Origin of the sequence: Silvibacterium acidisoli, assembly GCA_022870745.1 — a bacterium.
Taxonomy (GTDB): Bacteria; Acidobacteriota; Terriglobia; order Terriglobales; family Acidobacteriaceae; genus Silvibacterium.
On record CP085323.1, the window covers coordinates 1,448,983 to 1,467,053 of the forward strand.

Below are 18,071 nucleotides of genomic sequence, written 5' to 3' on the forward strand. Positions count from 1 at the left end.
CCGATGCCCTTTGGAAAATCGAAAAAGCCGTTTGAACCATTCGATGAGAATGCTCTTCACGAATATGCGGTGAAAGCTCTCGGGCGGCGCATGCGAACCGTCGCGGAGCTTACGCGGCTCATGCGCACAAAGGTCGAGCCGGACGAATATGGCAGAGCAAAAATCGATGCCGTTGTGCTCCGCCTCAAGGAGTACGGCTATTTAAATGATGCTGACTTCGCCGCCTATTACACAAAGCTGCGCCAGGACAACGCCAGCTTCGGCCGCAGGCGCGTGCAGCAGGATCTCGCACAAAAAGGCGTAAAGGCTGAGCTGGTTGCAGAAACCCTCGACCGCGCTTACGAGAACGTGGATGAAGAAGCCCTCGCGCGCCGCCACCTGGAACGCAAGCGCGTGAAAGAGCCAACCAACGATAAGGAAGCAGCGCGAGTAATGCGCATGCTGATGCGTGCCGGCTTCTCAAGTGGAGCTATCTTCAAGGTGCTGCGGCGATGGAACGTAAGCGACGAAGCATTGTCTGCATTCGAAGACGGAGAAGCCGAGTAATCGATGCAGCTTCCGGTGCTCATCGCCATCGACTGGTCCGGCGCGAAGGATGCCGCTTCACAGCGAAAACACATCTGGGCGGCAAAGCTTTCGGGCAACGACCTCAGCCTCGACTCCCGACGCACCCGCGATGAAGTCACCGCATGGCTGATCGAGCAGAAACGACTGTACCCCCGCCTTCTCGTCGGACTCGACTTCGCATTCAGCTTTCCGCTCTGGTACGTTGAGCAGCACGGCCCGGCAATCCACGACTTCTGGACATATATAGAGGAGAACGCCGAGCGTCTCATCCTATGTAAGGAAACTCCGTTCTGGGGCCGGGCAGCGCATCCGAAGCCACGCAGGTTGAGTCGCGAAGAGAGTTTGCGGCAGACTGACCTGCACACTATCGTCAATGGCCAGTACCCGAAATCCGCCTTCCAGGTGAACTACCCCGGGGCAGTCGGCACAGCAACGCTGAGAGGCGCGAAACACCTTCTCGAATTGCAACGGGCGGGCTTCAGCATCTGGCCCTTTCAGCATCCGGGAAAACAGAGCATCGTCGAGATCTATCCGCGTCTCTTTACGCAGATCCCTGTCAGTCGACTCGACGAGCGCCGGAAGTTTCTGGATGCGGACCGGTTCAGGTGGCTCCCCAAGGAAGTAAGCCGGGATGCGATCCAGTCAGTCGATGCCTTCGACGCGCTGGTTTCCGTCCTTGGCATGCGCGACCGCTGCGAAGAGTTTCTGAAAACCGCCGGGAACCTCAGCCATGCCAATCGTCTCGAAGGAAAAATTTTCGCCCAGCCGGAGCCGCTCACCGCGCTCCTATAAAATTTATCTATGCAATCACGTTCCGGCTCCGCAATTCGTGAGACCTTTCTGCGCTTTTTTGAGACGAAGGGGCACCGTCGCGTGCACTCCTCTTCGCTCGTTCCTGCCAATGACCCGACCCTGCTCTTCACCAATGCAGGCATGAACCAGTTCAAAGACGTCTTTCTCGGGGCCGAACATCGTGATTACAACCGCGCCACATCTTCACAGAAGTGCGTGCGCGCCGGCGGCAAACATAACGATCTTGAAAACGTAGGCTTCACGCGCCGCCACCATACCTTCTTCGAAATGCTCGGCAACTTCAGCTTCGGCGACTACTTCAAGCAGGACGCCATCGCTTTCGCGTGGGAGCTGGTCACTTCGCCCGAATGGTTCGGCATTCCCAAGGACAAGCTCTACGTCACCATCTTCAAAGGTGAGAACGGCGTACCCCGCGACGAAGAAGCCTATAACCTGTGGCTCGCTCAAGGCGTCCCGGCCGACCGCATCCGCGAGTTCGGCTCGAAGGATAACTTCTGGCAGATGGGCGAAACCGGCCCCTGCGGCCCATGCTCGGAGATCTTCTACGACATGGGCATCGAAGCCGCTGAAGTTCCCGGCACCGACAAGCCCTTCGGTGAAGACGACGCGCGCTACGTCGAAATCTGGAACCTCGTCTTCATGCAGTTCGACCGCAGTGCAGATGGCGAACTGAGCCTGCTACCCAAGCCATCCATCGACACCGGCGCAGGACTCGAGCGCCTGGCCTCCGTGCTGCAAGGGAAGCTCTCGAACTTCGAGACTGATCTCTTCACGCCACTCATCAAGCGCGCCGCCGAATTAACGGAGCAGAGCACCGACGATCTCTCGAAGGCATCGCTGCGCATCATCGCCGACCACGCCCGCTGCGCAACCTTTCTCATCTCCGACGGCGTACTGCCAGCGAACGAAGGCCGTGGATACGTGTTGCGTAAGATTCTGCGCCGCGGTATCCGTCACGGACGCCTGCTCGGCCAGGACAAACCCTTCATGCACCAAATGGTCTACGCGGTCCGCGACGAGATGGCGGACGCATATCCCGAGCTGAAGGAATCCGCAGATCGTGTTGCCAAGGTCATCGAAGCCGAAGAGCGGCAGTTTGCACGCGTCATGGAAGTCGGTGCACGCCAGTTGCAGACCGTGATGCAGCAGGGCGCACTCTCCGGTAAAGAAGCCTTCCATCTCTACGAAACCTTCGGCCTCCCGCTCGACTTCATGATGGACGCAGCGCATGACGCCGGCATCCACTTCGACCTCGAAGGCTTCGAGCAGGCTCGTGCCGAAGAACAGGCTCGTGCGCGCGCTTCGTGGAAGGGCGGCTCCAAGCAATCCGCCAGCCCCGCCTATCGCGAGCTCGCCAAGACCGACTTCGAAGGCTACAAGAAACTCAAAGTCGAAGGCGCGGAAGTTCTCGCCATCGTCAAAGACGGTGTCGGTGTTCCTTCGGCCAATGCGGGAGATGCAGTCGAAGTCGTCCTCAACGAAACCAGCTTCTACGCCGACTCCGGTGGACAGATCGGCGACAACGGATGGTTCTACTCCGACGATCACAACTCCGTCGTTGCTGACATCAGCGGCTGCACCAAGCCGGTGCAGGGAGTCTTCGCCCATAAAGCCATCCTGCGCCAGCCATTGAAGATCGGCGACAAGGTCGATACCGTCATCAATGCGGACTTCCGCAACGCCACCCGCCGCAACCATACCGCGACGCACCTGCTGCATGCCGCACTGCGCGAAGTGCTCGGCACGCACGTAAAGCAGGCCGGTTCGCTCGTCGAGCCGGGCCGCCTGCGCTTCGACTTCTCGCACTTCACCTCCATCGCCGACGAAGAGCTCCAGCAGATCGAGGACATCATTAATAAGGAAGTGCTCGGCAACACCCGCGTCGAGACAATCGAAGATGTTCCGATCGATGTAGCCATCAACGAGTATCACGCCATGGCGCTCTTCGGAGAGAAGTACGGCGAGAAGGTTCGTGTTGTGAAGATCGGCGACTTCTCAACCGAGCTCTGCGGCGGCACGCACACCGGAGCCACCGGCGAAATCGGCGTCATCAAGCTTCTAAGCGAAGGCAGTGTCTCTTCCGGAGTGCGTCGTGTGGAAGCCGTCTCCGGCCTGGGCGCGCTCAACGAATTCCGTCGCGGCTACGATGCAGCACAACTGGCCATCCAGTTCTCGCCGAACTCCGAACTCACTCCCGCCGATGCGCTGCGCGGCAAACTCAGTGCGCAGGATGAAGAAGTTAAGAAACTGCGCCGCGAGCTCGACGAGCTGCGCATGAAGTCGGCCGCTTCCGCGGTTTCAGGAGCAGCCGACCAGGCCATTGAAGTGAAGGGCGTCAAAGTTCTCGCGCAACGCGTCGACGCGCTCGATCGCGGACAGATGCGTACGCTCGTCGACAACCTGCGCAATAAACTCGGCTCGGGCGTTGTCGTACTCGGCTCGGTGGACAGTGAAGGCAAGGTCGCGCTGATCGTCGGCGTGACCAAAGACCTCACCGGCAAAGTGCAGGCAGGCAAAGTAGTTGGGCAAATTGCAAAGCTCGTCGGCGGCTCCGGCGGCGGACGCCCCGACATGGCCGAAGCTGGTGGCAAAGATGCGAGCCAACTCGGTGCCGCACTCGCAAGCGTTCCTGCAACCGTCGAATCATTTCTGAACTGACCACAACAGAGGGTTCCGTTCTGGGTTCATCCCGCATGTCTACCTGCATATCCATGCGCTCGATGAGCCCGAACGGAACTTATAATCTGTAGTGTCGCGTGCGCCTATGCCGGTTTTCTCCCTCCATGCAGAACGCCTCCGCCGTGTGCTCTCGACTGCCGGCTGCATCTGCCTGCTTCTTTTTTCCGCCACATCTTTCGCGAAGCCGGCGCATAACAGCACGGTGCGTACCCCTTTTGAAAAAGCGCAGCGCATGCGCGAAGCTCTCGAAGGCCGCCCCGAAAAACAACGCACCCGCCGCGACTACGAACGCACGATGGATGCATACCGTGCGGTCTACCATTCCGATCCACGCTCTGGGAAAGCCGACGACGCAGTCGCGGCCGTAGCCGATCTGCTTGCCGAAGAAGGACGTCTCTTCGAAGACGAGAAATCTCTTCACGATGCCATCGGTCAGTACGATTTTCTGCGTAAGGAATATCCCGGAAGCAAACTTCGCTTCAGTGCATTGCTGACCACCGGCGAAATCTATCTGCGCGATCTGAACGACCGCGACAACGCACGCGCAACCTTTCAGCAGTTCCTCAAGCTTTATCCGCAGAATCCGCTGGCTAACTCCGCACGCGCGGAGCTCGCAAACCTTAAGAAGCCGATTGGCCACGGCAGACATCAGAACAATCTCTCTGCGCAGACGACGGTCGCGCCAGAAACAGATCGCACCACGCAGCAGCCCACGCCTGCGGAACGACGCAAGACCGTTCTCGATGCGGCGATCCAATCCCAACAGGCAGAAAAGACTGGCAAGACAACCGCAAAACCATCGAGACAAATCGAGACCGCGCCGGAACAGACGCGCACCGAAAGCGATGTTCCTCCGCCTCCGGTCCAGGCTGCGCCGCCCGAGCCGTCACATCTTTCCGAAGCCGCGCTCAACGCCACGCCTCCGCCGCGTCGTGGCAAGCAACCGCTGGTCACCGGCGTTCGGCACTGGTCCACGTCGGTTTATACCCGCGTCGCGATCGACCTGCAGGATGAAGTACGCTACGAGGCCACACGTGTCACCGGCCCGGATCGCATCTTCTTCGACCTTCATGGCACACGGCTTTCGCCTGAGCTGATCGGCAAGTCCGATGAAGTGATTGACGACGGATTTCTGAAGCGTATCCGCGTCGCTCAATTTTCAAACGACGTCACACGTGTAGTACTCGATGTCAGCGATGTAAGCGAATACTCGGCCTTCTTTCTGCCGAATCCTTACCGGCTCATCATCGATGTGCACGGCAGCAAGTCAAGGCCGCATCCGGCATCGGTAGCGGCAACCACACCGCCGCCAGTTCCAGCGAAAGCAGCTCCTGTTCCTGCGCCTGCGAAGTCCCAGCAGCCTGCAAACGTGGGCATCGGTTCTTCGACTGCCTCGGTAAACGAACTCGGCGCTCCGCTTCCGAAGACGGCGCCTCCGGCAACAACCGCGACCATCCGATCCGGACGGCAGCCACACGTCGGCTCCCCTGCAAGTGATGCGGAGAAACCTGCTACAGCCGATCCCTCAGCTCTCGCCGACGTGGCAACACTGAGCCAGCAGCCCAACCGGGTGAAGGCAACACGCCGGCCCACTACGGCTCCGGTCGTGGAATCTGTCGCTGGAACCACGCAGGCTCCGCAGCCAAACGAACTCGCCTCCGTCACTCCGCCGCCGTTCCCAGCAACTACTCGAAATCGGCCTGCGCGGCCCACCAATTCAACAGACGCCGTCATGCCGGAAATCCGCGCCGCGCAACCCACCGCCGATGGACAACGTTCCATGGTCCGCGCACTCGGGCTCAAGATCAATCGCATCGTTGTCGATGCAGGGCACGGCGGCCACGACTCCGGCACACTCGGCCCCGACGGAATCGAAGAGAAAGATGTCGTGCTCGACGTAGCTCTGCGCCTTGGCAAGCTGCTCAAGGAGCGCCTCGGCGCCGACGTGATCTACACACGCGACGACGACACATTTATTCCGCTCGAGACACGTACCGCCATCGCGAATAAAGCGCAGGCCGACCTGTTTATCTCAGTACACGCCAACTCCAGTTCCGATGCCTCGGCCCGCGGCGTGGAGACCTACTACCTCAACTTCACCACCTCAGCCGATGCGCTTGAAGTAGCCGCGCGTGAAAATGCCGTCTCCGACCAGTCCATCCACCAGCTCTCCGACCTCGTGAAAAAGATCACGCTGCAGGACAAGATCAACGAGTCACGCGAGTTCGCATCGGATGTCGAGCAGAGTCTTTACACCGGACTCGAAGACGGCAATCCGGGACTGAAAGATCGCGGCGTCAAGAAGGCTCCGTTCGTCGTGCTCATCGGTGCCAACATGCCTTCAATCCTTGCCGAAATCTCGTTCCTCACCAATCCGAACGATGCCCACCAGCTGCGTGAGGGCGCGTACCGCGAGCGCATTGCTGAATCTCTGTACCATGGTGTCGCCCGCTACGTGGGCAGTCTCAGCGGAACGCGCGTAGCGGACGCTTCGCATGGCAGCAGGTGATAGTCTCAGATTGCGATGTTTTTCTCTGTGCGTTCGTTCGGCATAGCCTGCGTTGGGCTCGCGCTTGCGACCCTCCCCGCCCTGCCGCAGAACCAGTCTCCGGTCACCGTCACGCTTCCGCTGCGCCCGCTGCTTCCAGCTTCTTTCGCAGGATGGACGCAAAGCGGCACGCCGCAAAAAGGAACTTCGGCGACCGACGCTGACGCGAAAAACGCTGACGTGCTCAAAGAGTATGGCCTGCATGATTTCGCCTCCACTGGCTTCGCCCACAACGATCAGCAGATCTCAGTCCGCGCCATGCGCTTTCAGGATGCAACGGGGACCTACGGCGCGTTCACCTTTTACCGTCAACCGGACATGACTGAGCAGAAGCTCGGCAAGAGCGGCGCAGGCAACAGCAAGGAAGTTGTCTTTTGGCAGGGCACCACGCTTGTCGACGTTTCGATGGATCACGCCGGGGCGATAGACTCTCGTGACCTCGGCGCGCTGGCATCAGCAATCCCGCAGACCCTCGGTCCTGAAGGCGTGCCGCCCACACTGCCCGGTTACCTGCCTCCGGCAGGTCTCAAGCACGAAACCATCCGTTACGCCATCGGGCCGCTTGCCTATGCTCAAACCGGAGGCGCTTTGTCGCCGGCGCTGATCGATTTCAGCCGCGATGCCGAAGCAGTAACTGCGCAGTACGCCAGCCGCGATGGAAGCGGCACACTGACCATCCTTGAATACCCGACACCAGAGATCGCAACCGGTCGCGCTAAAGCTCTGGAAGAAGCGCACGCTTCCGAGAACATCCGTCGCGCCGGTCCTCTGGTGGCAATTGCTACCGGCTCGCTCTCACACGAAGCAGCCCAGAAACTGATCGGCGAGGTGCATTGGTCTGCCGCCATTACCTGGAATCATCCCGAAGGCTACGTCAACGAGGTAAAGAAGACGGCTCGCCTGCTGCTCGGCATCACTTACCTCACCTGTATCCTCGGCGGAGCGGCCATCTTTCTGGGTCTTTTCCTGGGTGGTGGAAGAGCACTGGTGCGCAAGCTCCGCGGAAAGCCCATTTCGACAATGAACGACGACGATTTCATCAGCCTGAGATTGAAGGAGTAAACACTCGCATTCCGAGGATATTCTTTTTCTTTTTAAGTAACAGATATTAAAGACTTTGCACGTCGCCACGGGTCGGCTCGCATAATAGATACCGTTTAGGAGGCAAACCTCGCCCGATGCAGCGAGCGGGTTAGCTCCGAAGCCAATAGGCGAGGGCGAACGCAGGATTTTGCCTTGACACCCCCCGCCCCCGACCATAGTATTTCGCCAGAAAGTTCTGATGGCTTTGCCTCCGTTGGAACTATTCTCCCTAAAGAAAAGGCTGCCCTGTTGCCGGGCGGCCTTTTCGTTGTTCTGGAAGGACTTAGCTTCAAAGAGAGCTTCCAGAGCAAGACCGAAGCGTTACTCCCCTGCCGAATTTTTCGCCGCAACGGGTTTACGAGCGGTGGGAACGGGCGGTAAAATCCGCTCCCCTGACTTCCTTCCCGATTCAGTCTTCTTTTTCGCCAACATCCCAGATAAACCGTTGAAAATAAACGGTGAATGCCGCATACGTGGTACCGGAATCATTCGGCCATTCAAATCCCGAGACTTTTCACCAGGGTGGTGCTCATCGCTTCTACTCCCGTCCGGATCTCGCCGTCCGCAAAACCTGTCAGCCCGAACAGCAGACCGGATCGCGAGGCTTTGTTGCAGTAGGACGAGAGCGCCGGGGTGTCGATTCCCGCCTCAGCCAGGGCGGCGCTCTGCCTGGTGTCCTCAACCTCTATCGAGAAATGTCCTGCCAGGTTCATTCCATGGCCAGTGATCGGAAACACCAGCGGCAATCCTTTTTGCGCCACCAGTTCCAGGAACAACTGCTGACGCTCGCGATAGACGCGGCGGCATCGGCGCAAGTGCGAATCGAAGGCCCCGCTCTCAAGAAATGCCGCAAGGGTGGCCTGGTCCACCAGCGGCCCATGATCCTCGAGCGTGGCCTTGAGCCGCGCAAAGGGCTCGACAAGTTCGGGCGGCAGCACGACATACCCAAGCCGCAGGCCCGGAAACAAGGTCTTGCTGAAAGATCCTACGTAGATAACCCGGCGAAATTCATCGAGGCTCTGCAGGCTGGGCTGGGGAACGCTATCGAAGCGGAACTCGGAGTCGTAATCGTCCTCGACGATCCACAGGCCACGCTGTTGAGCGATCCGCAGAAGCTCCAGCCGGCGCCCCAGCGACATACGAGCCCCAAGTGGAAACTGGTGCGACGGGGTCACATAAAGCAGCGATGCGTCCTGCGCATCCGGCAGGGGCAGGCATATCCCACCGTCGTCCACCGGAACCGGCACGATCGGTGCCTTTGCCTGCTCCCAGCAGCGACGGGCACCCGGATAGCCGGGGTCTTCCATGTAAGCGCTTCGTTCCGGTCCGAGCAGAAGCTGCCCGAGCATGTAGAGCCCCTGCTGAGAGCCCCCTGTGACGGCGATCTCTTCCCAGTGACACCTGATGCCCCGGCTATCCCTCAAATACGCTCCTACGGCCTGCCGAAGCTCATCCAGCCCCATCGAGAAACGGGATTGATACTGCAATAATTCGTTACCTCTGCGCAGAACGCGCATGCGATGGCGATTCCATAGCTTCATCGGGAAGAGGTTTACGTCCGGCTGGGCGGGGCGAAATGGCCTCGGACCCATGAGTTGCCGGGGAGGAGCTGACTTAACCGCCAGGGCCGGCCGTTGACGTTCGCCCGGGCGGAAGGCGCGGGTGACTGTGCCCACCACGAAGGCGCTGCGTTCGCATCCCTGCAGATAGCCTTCGTCATGGAGACGCTCGAACGCCGCCGTGATTGTATTCCGCGAAAGATTCAGTTCTTCAGCCAACGCGCGCGTGGATGGCAGCTTCTCCGATGGCCTGAGGCGGCCCTCCTGGATCATTGCCTTCAGCTGGTCGGTGAGCTGCTGCTGAAGAGTCCGGCGCTGCGTTCTGTCCAGCCGGAGCTGGTCAAAGCCTCTCATCGCTTCCCTCGAACAAAAGATCTTTGCGCATCTGGCACCTTGATATTTTCATTTTCTGGCTCTTTACACCAGCCAGAATTGACCTTACGTTTACGTCAAAGCTGAGCAAACTTTTCATTTCTGTGAGAGCTGGCGGAATTCATACGCGCCGGCTGGGGCTTGGTATTCAAAAAATCAGTGGCTGATCGGAGTTGACGTGCACAAAGCGCTTCTGTGGATGGCTATTTCCCTACCCACCCCGTTCCTGGCTTCAGGGCAGGTAGACGTGGTCGCGCTGCACGGAAAAATCTGGACAGAGAACCCCTCCCATCCCGAAGCCGAAGCCATGGCCATCGCCGGTCACCGCATCCTGGCCGTCGGCACTGACGCTGAAATTCGCAAGCTGGCCGGCCCTGAGACGAAAACTCTCGACCTTGGCGGACGGCGGGTGGTACCCGGGTTCAATGATTCCCACGTTCATTTTTTCTGGGGCGGACAAGGTCTCGCCAGCGTGCAGCTGACTGACGCAAAGAGCCGGAAAGAGTTCACCGATCGTATCGCAGCTTTCGCCAGGACGCAGGCTTCCGGAACGTGGATCACCAATGGCAACTGGGACGAGCAGAAGTGGTCGCCCGTCGAGCTGCCGACGCATGAATGGATCGATGCGGTAACGCCGGACAATCCCGTATGGGTACAGCGCTCTGACGGACACCAGATGCTCGCCAACGCCCTTGCCATGAAGCTGGCCGGCGTCGATCGCAATACTCCGGACATTGTTGGCGGCACCATCGTCCGCGATGGGCAGGGCAATCCAACCGGCGTCTTCAAGGACGCAGCGAAAGACCTGATCGAGCGCGTAATTCCTCCGCCGACCGACGCCCAGGTCGATGCCGCTCTACTCACCGCGCAGAAGTACGCTCTCGACAATGGCGTAACCAGCGTGCAGGACATGGGCTTCACCGGTGGCCACGCCGCCGACATGGAAGCACGCGTGGTGCGCGGTTATCAGCGCCTGATGGCTGAGGGCAAATGGCACGTGCGCGTCGCCGCCCGCTTCCTTCTGCCCGATGCAGCTCGCCTGCAGAACCTCGGCATCATGACGAACTTCGGCAACGATACGCTGGTCATCGGTTCGCTGAAGGCATTTGCAGACGGATCGTTGGGCTCGGCGACTGCATGGTTCCTGCAGCCCTTCGACGATCAGCCCGGCAATTCCGGTCTGCCTTCGGATGAGCTCGCCGACCCAGTCAAGTTCTACTCAGAACTCAAAGCCGCCGACCTCGCAGGCAATCACATTGCGACGCACGCCATTGGAGATCGCGCCAACAAAACCATTCTCGACATGTACGAGCGTCTGGAAAAAGAAGACGGCCCCGCAGACCGCCGGCTTCGCATCGAACACGCGCAGCACCTGCGCCCGGAAGACATTCCTCGCTTCGCAAAGTTACACGTAATTGCTTCCGTCCAGCCCTACCACGCCATCGACGATGGCCGCTGGGCGGAAACCCGCATCGGCCACGAGCGCGCGGAGACAACGTACGCATTCAAATCCCTGCTCGACTCGGGCGCCACACTCGCCTTTGGTACCGACTGGTTCGTCGCACCGATCAATCCCATGCTGACCATCTATGCGGCTACCACGCGGCGCACGCTCGATGGCAAACATCCCGAAGGATGGTTCCCTCAGCAGAAGCTGACGGTCGAGCAATCGGTGCATGCCTACACTATGGGCTCCGCTTACGCTGAAAGCCAGGACGACATAAAAGGAAGTCTCGCGCCTGGCAAGCTTGCAGATTTCGACGTGTTATCGGACGACATTTTTCATATCGACCCGGTAAAGATCAAGGATGTAACGGTCGTCACGACCGTGCTTGGCGGCGAAATTGTCCGCTCTTCGCTGAAGTAACCGCACTGTAAGTGTTATGTAACGGGCCGCGGCCTCCAAGGCTGCGAGTCATACAGGAGACGTGTATGTTCGTGCGCCCCTGCTGGCGGCCGCAGTCGCCATCGGATATTCGACAGATCATCGAAGAGAACCCGTGGGCGCTGCTCGTAAGCCAGAGCGAAGAAGGTCCGCTGGCAACGAACCTTCCGTTTGTTGTCGAGAAAGCCGGCGACGAAGAACAACTCGTCCTGATCAGCCACATCGCGCGCGCCAACGAACATCTGCAGAACCTGCGTGAAACCACGACACCCGTCCTTGTGATCTTCGAAGGCCCGTGGAGTTATGTGACAGCAAGCTGGTACCCCGATCGCCAGATGCCTTCGACCTATTACTACACGGCCGTGCATTGCTACGGACAGATTGAATTCCAGGACGAGCCGGAGCTCGACCAATCGCTCGAAGACCTGGTGAACCGCATGGAGTCGAAGTACCCCGGCGGATGGAAGACAAACGAAATTCCTCGCAGCGAGATCACCCGCCGCTTTGCAGGAATCACCGGCTTCCGTCTACGCGTCTCGCGGATCGAAGCGAAATTCAAGCTTGGGCAGGATGAGCCGTTGCGCGATGCTCTCGCAGTTGCGGACGCACTCGACACTCACGAAGCTCCACAGGACCGGAAGCTGGCAGCGATGATTCGCGAACAGAACACCGGTCGGTAGTTGGAAGTATGGCGGCGATTGCTGCCGGGTCTGAAGTCTATGCAGAAATTTTAAGGAGAACGCCTTATGAGACGATCCATCTTCTATTTTTCCCTGGCATGCCTTTGCCTCCTGCTCGCATTTACAAACGCATCGGCTCAAATCGAAAGCGGCACCATGAACGGAACGGTTGCCGACCACGGTGGTGCGCGCATCGCTGGAGCCAAAGTCACCCTCACTGACATCGGCACCAACATCAGTAAGGTCACGGAGACGTCACAGGACGGCACCTTTCATTTTGCGCAGCTCAAGCCCAGCCGCTACAAACTCAATGTGACCGCGCCGGGATTCAAAGAGAGCATCGTCGAAACCATCGACCTGCACCCGCAGGACACGCTCGCCGAAGACATCACTCTAGAAGTCGGATCAACTTCGGAACAGGTCTCCGTCAACGCGCAAACCGAGCAGCTGGATACGACCTCTTCCATCTCAACCACTGTGGATCGCAAATTTATCGAGACCATGCCGCTCAACGGCCGGAGCTTCCAGGCACTCATCGCGCTCACTCCGGGCAACGTGACGGCGAAGACCTACTACACCAACTCCGGGCAGTTCAGTGTCAACGGCCAGCGCACCGACGCGAACTACTTCTCGATCGACGGCGTGAGCGCAAACGTCGGCATCACGCAGGGCAGCAACGTATACCTCGGCACCGCAGGCGGCGGAACGGCGCAGGCAACAAGTAACAACGGCGGTTACAATAACCTCGTCTCCGTCGACGACATGCAGGAGTACAAGATCCAGACCTCGACCTTCGACGCCGAGTATGGACGCACGACCGGCGCACAACTCGCCATCGTCACCCGCAGCGGCACCAACCAGTTCCACGGCACCGTCTTCGAATACCTGCGCAACGACGTCTTCGACGCGAACAACTGGTTCAACAACAATGAAGGACTTCCGCGCCAGGCGGAAAAGCAAAACGACTTCGGCTTCGTCGTAGGCGGACCGATCCTGCGCGACAAGCTTTTCTTCTTCGGATCGTATGAGGGATTGAGACTGCGCGTTCCAGAGTCGCGCCAGGATGTAGTGCCTACGACTTTCGCCCGGCAGAATGCTTCCGCCGCGGTCGCACCACTACTGAGTGCGTATGCGCTGCCATCAGCTGGTCAGGATATCCAAGGCAATTACACCGGGATCTACTACGCAGCTTTCTCGAATCCGTCCACGCTCAACGCAACCAGTGTGCGCCTGGACTACACCCCTACACCGAAACTGAATCTCTTCGTACGTGGGAACTATGCTCCTTCAGACGGTGAGCAATACGGTGCCTTCGACTTTTACACGCGGTCGACACTAAGCCACACCATCTCTAACGTAGACACCATCACTGCCGGCGCTACCTATGTCATCACACCGTCTCTGGTCGATGACTTTCGCTTCAACATCAGCCATTCCAAGGGTGCGACAGTTGTGTCGGCAACCAATCTAGGTGGAGCAACGCCGCCCTCGGATTCCTACCTCTTCCAGTCGCAACCGCAATACAGCACCAGCAATGCCGTCTTTGGTGTTTTCTTCAATGACGGAACATCCGACTACTACGTCGGCAACGATGCCACCAACCACCAGCGCCAGCTTAATTTCGTAGACACGCTGAGTTGGAACCTCGGTCATCACTCGCTCAAGTTTGGTGGAGACTATCGCCGCCTGACTCCGAAGAACGGCTACCGCCCGTACGACCTTTTCTATACCTTCCAGGATGTGCAGACACTCGTCACCTCGCAGATTCCGGTGAACGTTTCGATCGATAGTGCGGAAACCACCGACCTGCGTCCTATCTTCAACAACGTCTCACTCTTCGCGCAGGATGCCTGGCAGATGACTCCGCGCCTGACGCTGAATTACGGACTCCGTTGGGACATCGACCCTCCGCCGACCGATGCAGGCGGCCATCCGCTCTTCACTGCCATCAACCTGGAAGACCCCGCGAACGTTGCGCTTGCTCCCTCCGGCACGCCGCTCTGGCATGAAAGCAAGACAAACTTCGCTCCTCGTGTAGGTGTGGCCTACCTCGCACGCCAGGTTGCAGGATTTGAAACCATGCTGCGTGCCGGTGCCGGCATCTATTACGGTCTCGGCAACGAAATCGGCGCACAGGGAACCCTCGGAGCTCCGTACACGACCACGAAAACATTACTTGGCGCTGACGGCACTTATCCGCTGACACAAGCGCAGGCAACGCCGCTGCCTATCTCAACCGATCCACCATACAGCTATGTCTTTGCCTTCGACCCGCATCTGAAAGATCCGCGAGTCATCATGTGGGATGTGGCCGTACAGCAGAGCCTCGGCGACTCGCGCAGCGTCCAGATCGGCTACGTCGGCAACAAGGGAGACAACCTGTTGCGCAGCGAGCTGCTGCAGCCAACAGAAGGCGGCAACGCAAACTTCGCGTATCTCACCGCTTACTTCAACCACGACTACTCGAACTACAATTCGCTGCAATTGCAGTTCAAGCAGAATATGTGGCATCACGTGCAGGCGCTCTTCAGCTACACGTGGTCGCACGCGCTCGACAACGGCTCCAGCCTCGCACTGCCGCATCCTTATCACACCGTCTACGATCCGCATCTCGACTACGGCAATTCCGATCTCGACGTGCGCAACAGCTTCTCGAATGCCATCACCTACGAACTTCCCGGCCTGAGCCACGGCAACGGCTACGCGAAATACGCCACGAATGGCTGGGCGCTCGACAGCCTCTTCCGTTCCAACTCCTCACAACCAATCGACATCAACACCGGCAACCTCGGCGCCTTCGGCATGATCTGGAGTAACGACGCCGTCAACCAGCGGCCAAATGTTACCGGCAAACCTTTCTGGAAGCCGGATCCGTCGCAGCCGGGCGGCAAGGTGATCGACGCAACAGCCTTCTCGACCATGAATCTCGGCAACAACACGCAGGGTGATCTGCAGCGCAACACCGTTCGCGGCTTCGGTGCATGGCAGGAAGACATTGCCCTGCGCCGCACCTTCCCCATTCACGACACGCTCAGCCTGCAGTTCCGTGCCGAGGCCTTCAACATCTTCAACCATCCACTCTTTGGCGATCCAGGCACAAACGACAACGACCGCAACTCGCTCACCAACCAATACTTCGGTATCTCCGCTCACAGCCTCGCCGACAGCCTCGGCGGTGGCGGCGCCGATGGAGGTTTCAGCAGTCTCTACCAGATCGGTTCGCCGCGATCGATGCAGTTCGCGTTGAAGCTGCAGTTCTAAATCAGAGGCGCTCGACCCGGATCGGTTGAGCGCCTTTCGATTTCCTACATTCACGGCTATGCTGCCGTAAGCCAAAAGATCACAGCAGGAGTTTTCATGAACGTCCTCTCTTTCTCTTCCCGTTCCCGCTGTACTGCTCACCGTTGTCCCAGCCTGCTCCTTACTCTCGCAGCGCTCAGCCTGCCCGCCTTATCCTTCGCACAGAAACACGTTGTACAGCCTTCAGACATCGCCGGCATGAAGACGATTGAAGCACCAAAGATCTCTCCTGACGGGCAGATGGTCGCCTACACGGTTGGCACTCCGCAGCCGGACGGCAAGCCGCGCGAAGAACATATCTGGCTGGTGAATGCCGACAAGACCGGCAGCGCACGTCTCTTCATCTCGGGTGCGGGAGCAGACCGCGCTCCGGCATGGTCTCCAGATGGAAAGCGGATCGCGTTTCTATCCGACCGCCCCAATCCGATGACGAAGCCAGGATCTCCGTACAGCTTCAGCCTTGCTGCGGGCACCTATCCGGGCGACATTCCTAAAGAGCTGATTCAGTCCGGAAACGCTCCGGCCAAAGAACAAAAGGCGAGTGGAGATGATGAGAAGAGCACAGGGCTCTGGATCATTGCGCTGAACGGCGGAGAGGCACAACCACTGACCAACCTGCCCGGCAACATTCGCTCCTTCAAATGGTCGAAAGACGGCAAGCACATCGCCTTCATTCGGACCGATATCGACACGCCCGAGCAGCGCAGCCGCAAGAAAGACAAGAAGGACGACCGCGAGATCATCGACGGCGAGTATCACTACGATCGCCTCTGGATCTATGACCTCGACACGCGCCAGGCACGCCTGCTCACCCGCCAGGATGTAAATATCAACACCATCGACTGGTCGCCGGATGGAGCCTCGATCATCTCCCGCGTCTCGCCAACGCCGCGCATCGACGATTACTGGCGCGTCTCGGTCGTGGAGATCTTCGACACCACCAGCGGCAACATAAGCAAGGTAATCGAGAAGAACTCCGGCTACCAGGAGCCCATGTATTCTCCAGACGGCTCGAAGATCGTCTATTCGCGCTTCACCGAGAAGCGCATCGCGGACATGCACTTCGTCCACACGCTCAGCACCGGAGCCGATGCCAAGCTTGAAGACAAGCTGCCCGGCACGCTCGCCGAGATTCGCTGGTTCAAGGACAATCACCTGCTCGTGAACTCTTACGTGCATTCGCACACTGAAGCCTACGACGTGAACCCGGCAACACTCGCGGCAACGCAGCTAAAGGACATGCCTCCGACCTCGGAAGACCTCGACCCGGCTGAAGAGAACAACACCGTTGCCTTCCTCGGCGAAAGCCCGACGCAGCCAGCAGAGGTTTCCGTCTGGAAGAACAATCACATCGAGGTGCTCACAGACACCAATCCCCAAACGAAGGACTGGCTCCTGGGTGAGCGGCGCGAAGTCAGCTGGACGAATCCCAAGGACCACATGACCATCTACGGCGTGCTTTCACTGCCGCCGGGCTATACTCCGGGCAAGCGTTACAAGACCGCAATCCATGTGCACGGCGGCCCGGAGGAATCTTTCACCGTAGGCTTCAGCTCGACCTGGTACAACTACGCAACCCTGCTGGCCTCGCAGGGATACGTCGTCCTGCAGCCGAACTATCGCGGTTCGATGGGGCAATCCCTCGACTTCGTCGAGGCAAACTACAAGGACTCGGGCGGTGGCGACTTCGAAGACGTGATGGCGGGCGTCGACTGGGTCATTGCGCAGGGCATGGCCGATCCCGGCAAAATGGTCATCGCCGGCTGGAGCTACGGCGGCTTCATGACCAGTTGGACGGTCACCCACACCGATCGCTTCAAAGCCGCGATGGCCGGCGCCGCCGTAACCGACATCTACAGCATGGCTACCACCACCGATATCGCTCCCAGCTATCTCGACAGCTACATGGGGCCCTACGCCCAGAGCAAGGACGAACTCGACAAACACTCGCCCGTCCGCTTCGCCGCCAACTGCCACACCCCGGTCCTGGTGCTGCACGGCGGGGCAGACGTTCGCGTGCCTCTCGGCCAGGGGCAGGAGTTCTACCACGCGCTTCGCTTCACCGGAGACGAGGCGGCCATGGTCGTCTATCCGCGCGAGCCGCACATTTTCAACGAACCGGCCCATCAGATCGACAGCCTGACACGCGAGCTGAACTGGTTCTCGACCCACCTGGAAGCTTCCAAAAAGAAATAGCCGGAAATGGAACGCGGGAAAGCAAAAATCCCAGACCGGTCCTGGCCTGGGATTTTTGCTTGCAGGGGCCCTTCGAAAGGCCCCAACCAGCCCACTCTAGGTTAAAATCAAGGAGATGGCGGCATCCCTCGTCAAGCCTTGACGGCTGCGGGTTCGGCGGGCCGTCTGGTAATCTAGAAGAAATACCCCACAGGCCGACGTAGCTCAGTTGGTAGAGCAGCCGATTCGTAATCGGCAGGTCACCGGTTCAAGTCCGGTCGTCGGCTCCAGTAGCATCCCTTTCTCCATTCCCAAAAACCATTTTTTTGCTTCTGCACCATGTTTGGTACCGTTTTATCCACTGAAATTTCATAGTGGGTATCTTGTACTGCAATCCATTGCGTCCGATA

Annotated in this window: 10 protein-coding genes and 1 tRNA gene; 10 read left to right on the forward strand and 1 reads right to left on the reverse strand. The window is 58.9% G+C overall.

What is annotated here, in order from left to right; genetic code table 11:
• The first annotated feature begins 3 nt into the window (after positions 1-3).
• The 5 genes from LJD29_RS05985 (at position 4) to LJD29_RS06005 (ending at position 7,669) form a co-directional block, all read left to right on the forward strand.
• A complete protein-coding gene (locus LJD29_RS05985; RefSeq protein ID WP_446744841.1) occupies positions 4-546 on the forward strand; it encodes a regulatory protein RecX in 543 nt (180 codons plus the stop codon).
• Between the two features lie 3 nt (positions 547-549).
• On the forward strand, positions 550-1,359 hold the full coding sequence (locus tag LJD29_RS05990) for a hypothetical protein (RefSeq protein WP_446744842.1): 810 nt from the start codon (positions 550-552) through the stop codon (positions 1,357-1,359).
• A gap of 9 nt (positions 1,360-1,368) precedes the next feature.
• The gene (gene alaS / locus LJD29_RS05995; protein WP_446744843.1) at positions 1,369-4,038 is read left to right on the forward strand and encodes an alanine--tRNA ligase; all 2,670 of its coding nucleotides are present in this window, start codon (positions 1,369-1,371) and stop codon (positions 4,036-4,038) included.
• A 223-nt stretch (positions 4,039-4,261) separates the two neighbouring features.
• The gene (locus LJD29_RS06000; protein WP_446744844.1) at positions 4,262-6,568 is read left to right on the forward strand and encodes an N-acetylmuramoyl-L-alanine amidase; all 2,307 of its coding nucleotides are present in this window, start codon (positions 4,262-4,264) and stop codon (positions 6,566-6,568) included.
• Positions 6,569-6,583: 15 nt separating this feature from the next.
• A complete protein-coding gene (locus tag LJD29_RS06005; RefSeq protein ID WP_446744845.1) occupies positions 6,584-7,669 on the forward strand; it encodes a DUF6599 family protein in 1,086 nt (361 codons plus the stop codon).
• A 518-nt stretch (positions 7,670-8,187) separates the two neighbouring features.
• Here the strand turns inward: LJD29_RS06005 and pdxR are convergent.
• A complete protein-coding gene (pdxR, locus tag LJD29_RS06010; RefSeq protein WP_446744846.1) occupies positions 8,188-9,603 on the reverse strand; it encodes a MocR-like pyridoxine biosynthesis transcription factor PdxR in 1,416 nt (471 codons plus the stop codon).
• A gap of 196 nt (positions 9,604-9,799) precedes the next feature.
• Here pdxR and LJD29_RS06015 point away from each other — a divergent pair, with 196 nt between their 5' ends.
• From LJD29_RS06015 to LJD29_RS06035, 5 genes are all read left to right on the forward strand, one after another.
• Positions 9,800-11,488, forward strand: coding sequence for an amidohydrolase (locus LJD29_RS06015; protein WP_446744847.1), 1,689 nt, complete (start codon positions 9,800-9,802; stop codon positions 11,486-11,488).
• A gap of 65 nt (positions 11,489-11,553) precedes the next feature.
• Complete coding sequence (locus LJD29_RS06020) at positions 11,554-12,186, forward strand: FMN-binding negative transcriptional regulator (RefSeq protein ID WP_446744848.1); 633 nt, start codon at positions 11,554-11,556, stop codon at positions 12,184-12,186.
• A gap of 66 nt (positions 12,187-12,252) precedes the next feature.
• Positions 12,253-15,447, forward strand: a complete 3,195-nt coding sequence (locus LJD29_RS06025; RefSeq protein ID WP_446744849.1) for a TonB-dependent receptor — start codon at positions 12,253-12,255, stop codon at positions 15,445-15,447.
• A 96-nt stretch (positions 15,448-15,543) separates the two neighbouring features.
• Positions 15,544-17,682: a S9 family peptidase gene (locus LJD29_RS06030; protein ID WP_446744850.1), complete on the forward strand. Its 2,139-nt coding sequence runs from the start codon at positions 15,544-15,546 to the stop codon at positions 17,680-17,682.
• A 193-nt stretch (positions 17,683-17,875) separates the two neighbouring features.
• Positions 17,876-17,951, forward strand: a tRNA-Thr gene (locus LJD29_RS06035).
• The last annotated feature ends 120 nt before the right edge of the window (positions 17,952-18,071 follow it).

Excerpts from the sequence above, each read along its gene's own strand:
- LJD29_RS06025 (WP_446744849.1), top strand. The coding sequence starts at position 12,253 with ATGAGACGATCCATCTTCTATTTTTCCCTGGCATGCCTTTGCCTCCTG.
- LJD29_RS05985 (WP_446744841.1), top strand. The coding sequence starts at position 4 with ATGCCCTTTGGAAAATCGAAAAAGCCGTTTGAACCATTCGATGAGAAT.
- LJD29_RS06005 (WP_446744845.1), top strand. The coding sequence starts at position 6,584 with ATGTTTTTCTCTGTGCGTTCGTTCGGCATAGCCTGCGTTGGGCTCGCG.
- LJD29_RS06020 (WP_446744848.1), top strand. The coding sequence starts at position 11,554 with ATGTTCGTGCGCCCCTGCTGGCGGCCGCAGTCGCCATCGGATATTCGA.
- LJD29_RS05990 (WP_446744842.1), top strand. The coding sequence starts at position 550 with ATGCAGCTTCCGGTGCTCATCGCCATCGACTGGTCCGGCGCGAAGGAT.
- LJD29_RS06030 (WP_446744850.1), top strand. The coding sequence starts at position 15,544 with ATGAACGTCCTCTCTTTCTCTTCCCGTTCCCGCTGTACTGCTCACCGT.
- pdxR (WP_446744846.1), bottom strand. The coding sequence starts at position 9,603 with ATGAGAGGCTTTGACCAGCTCCGGCTGGACAGAACGCAGCGCCGGACT.
- alaS (WP_446744843.1), top strand. The coding sequence starts at position 1,369 with ATGCAATCACGTTCCGGCTCCGCAATTCGTGAGACCTTTCTGCGCTTT.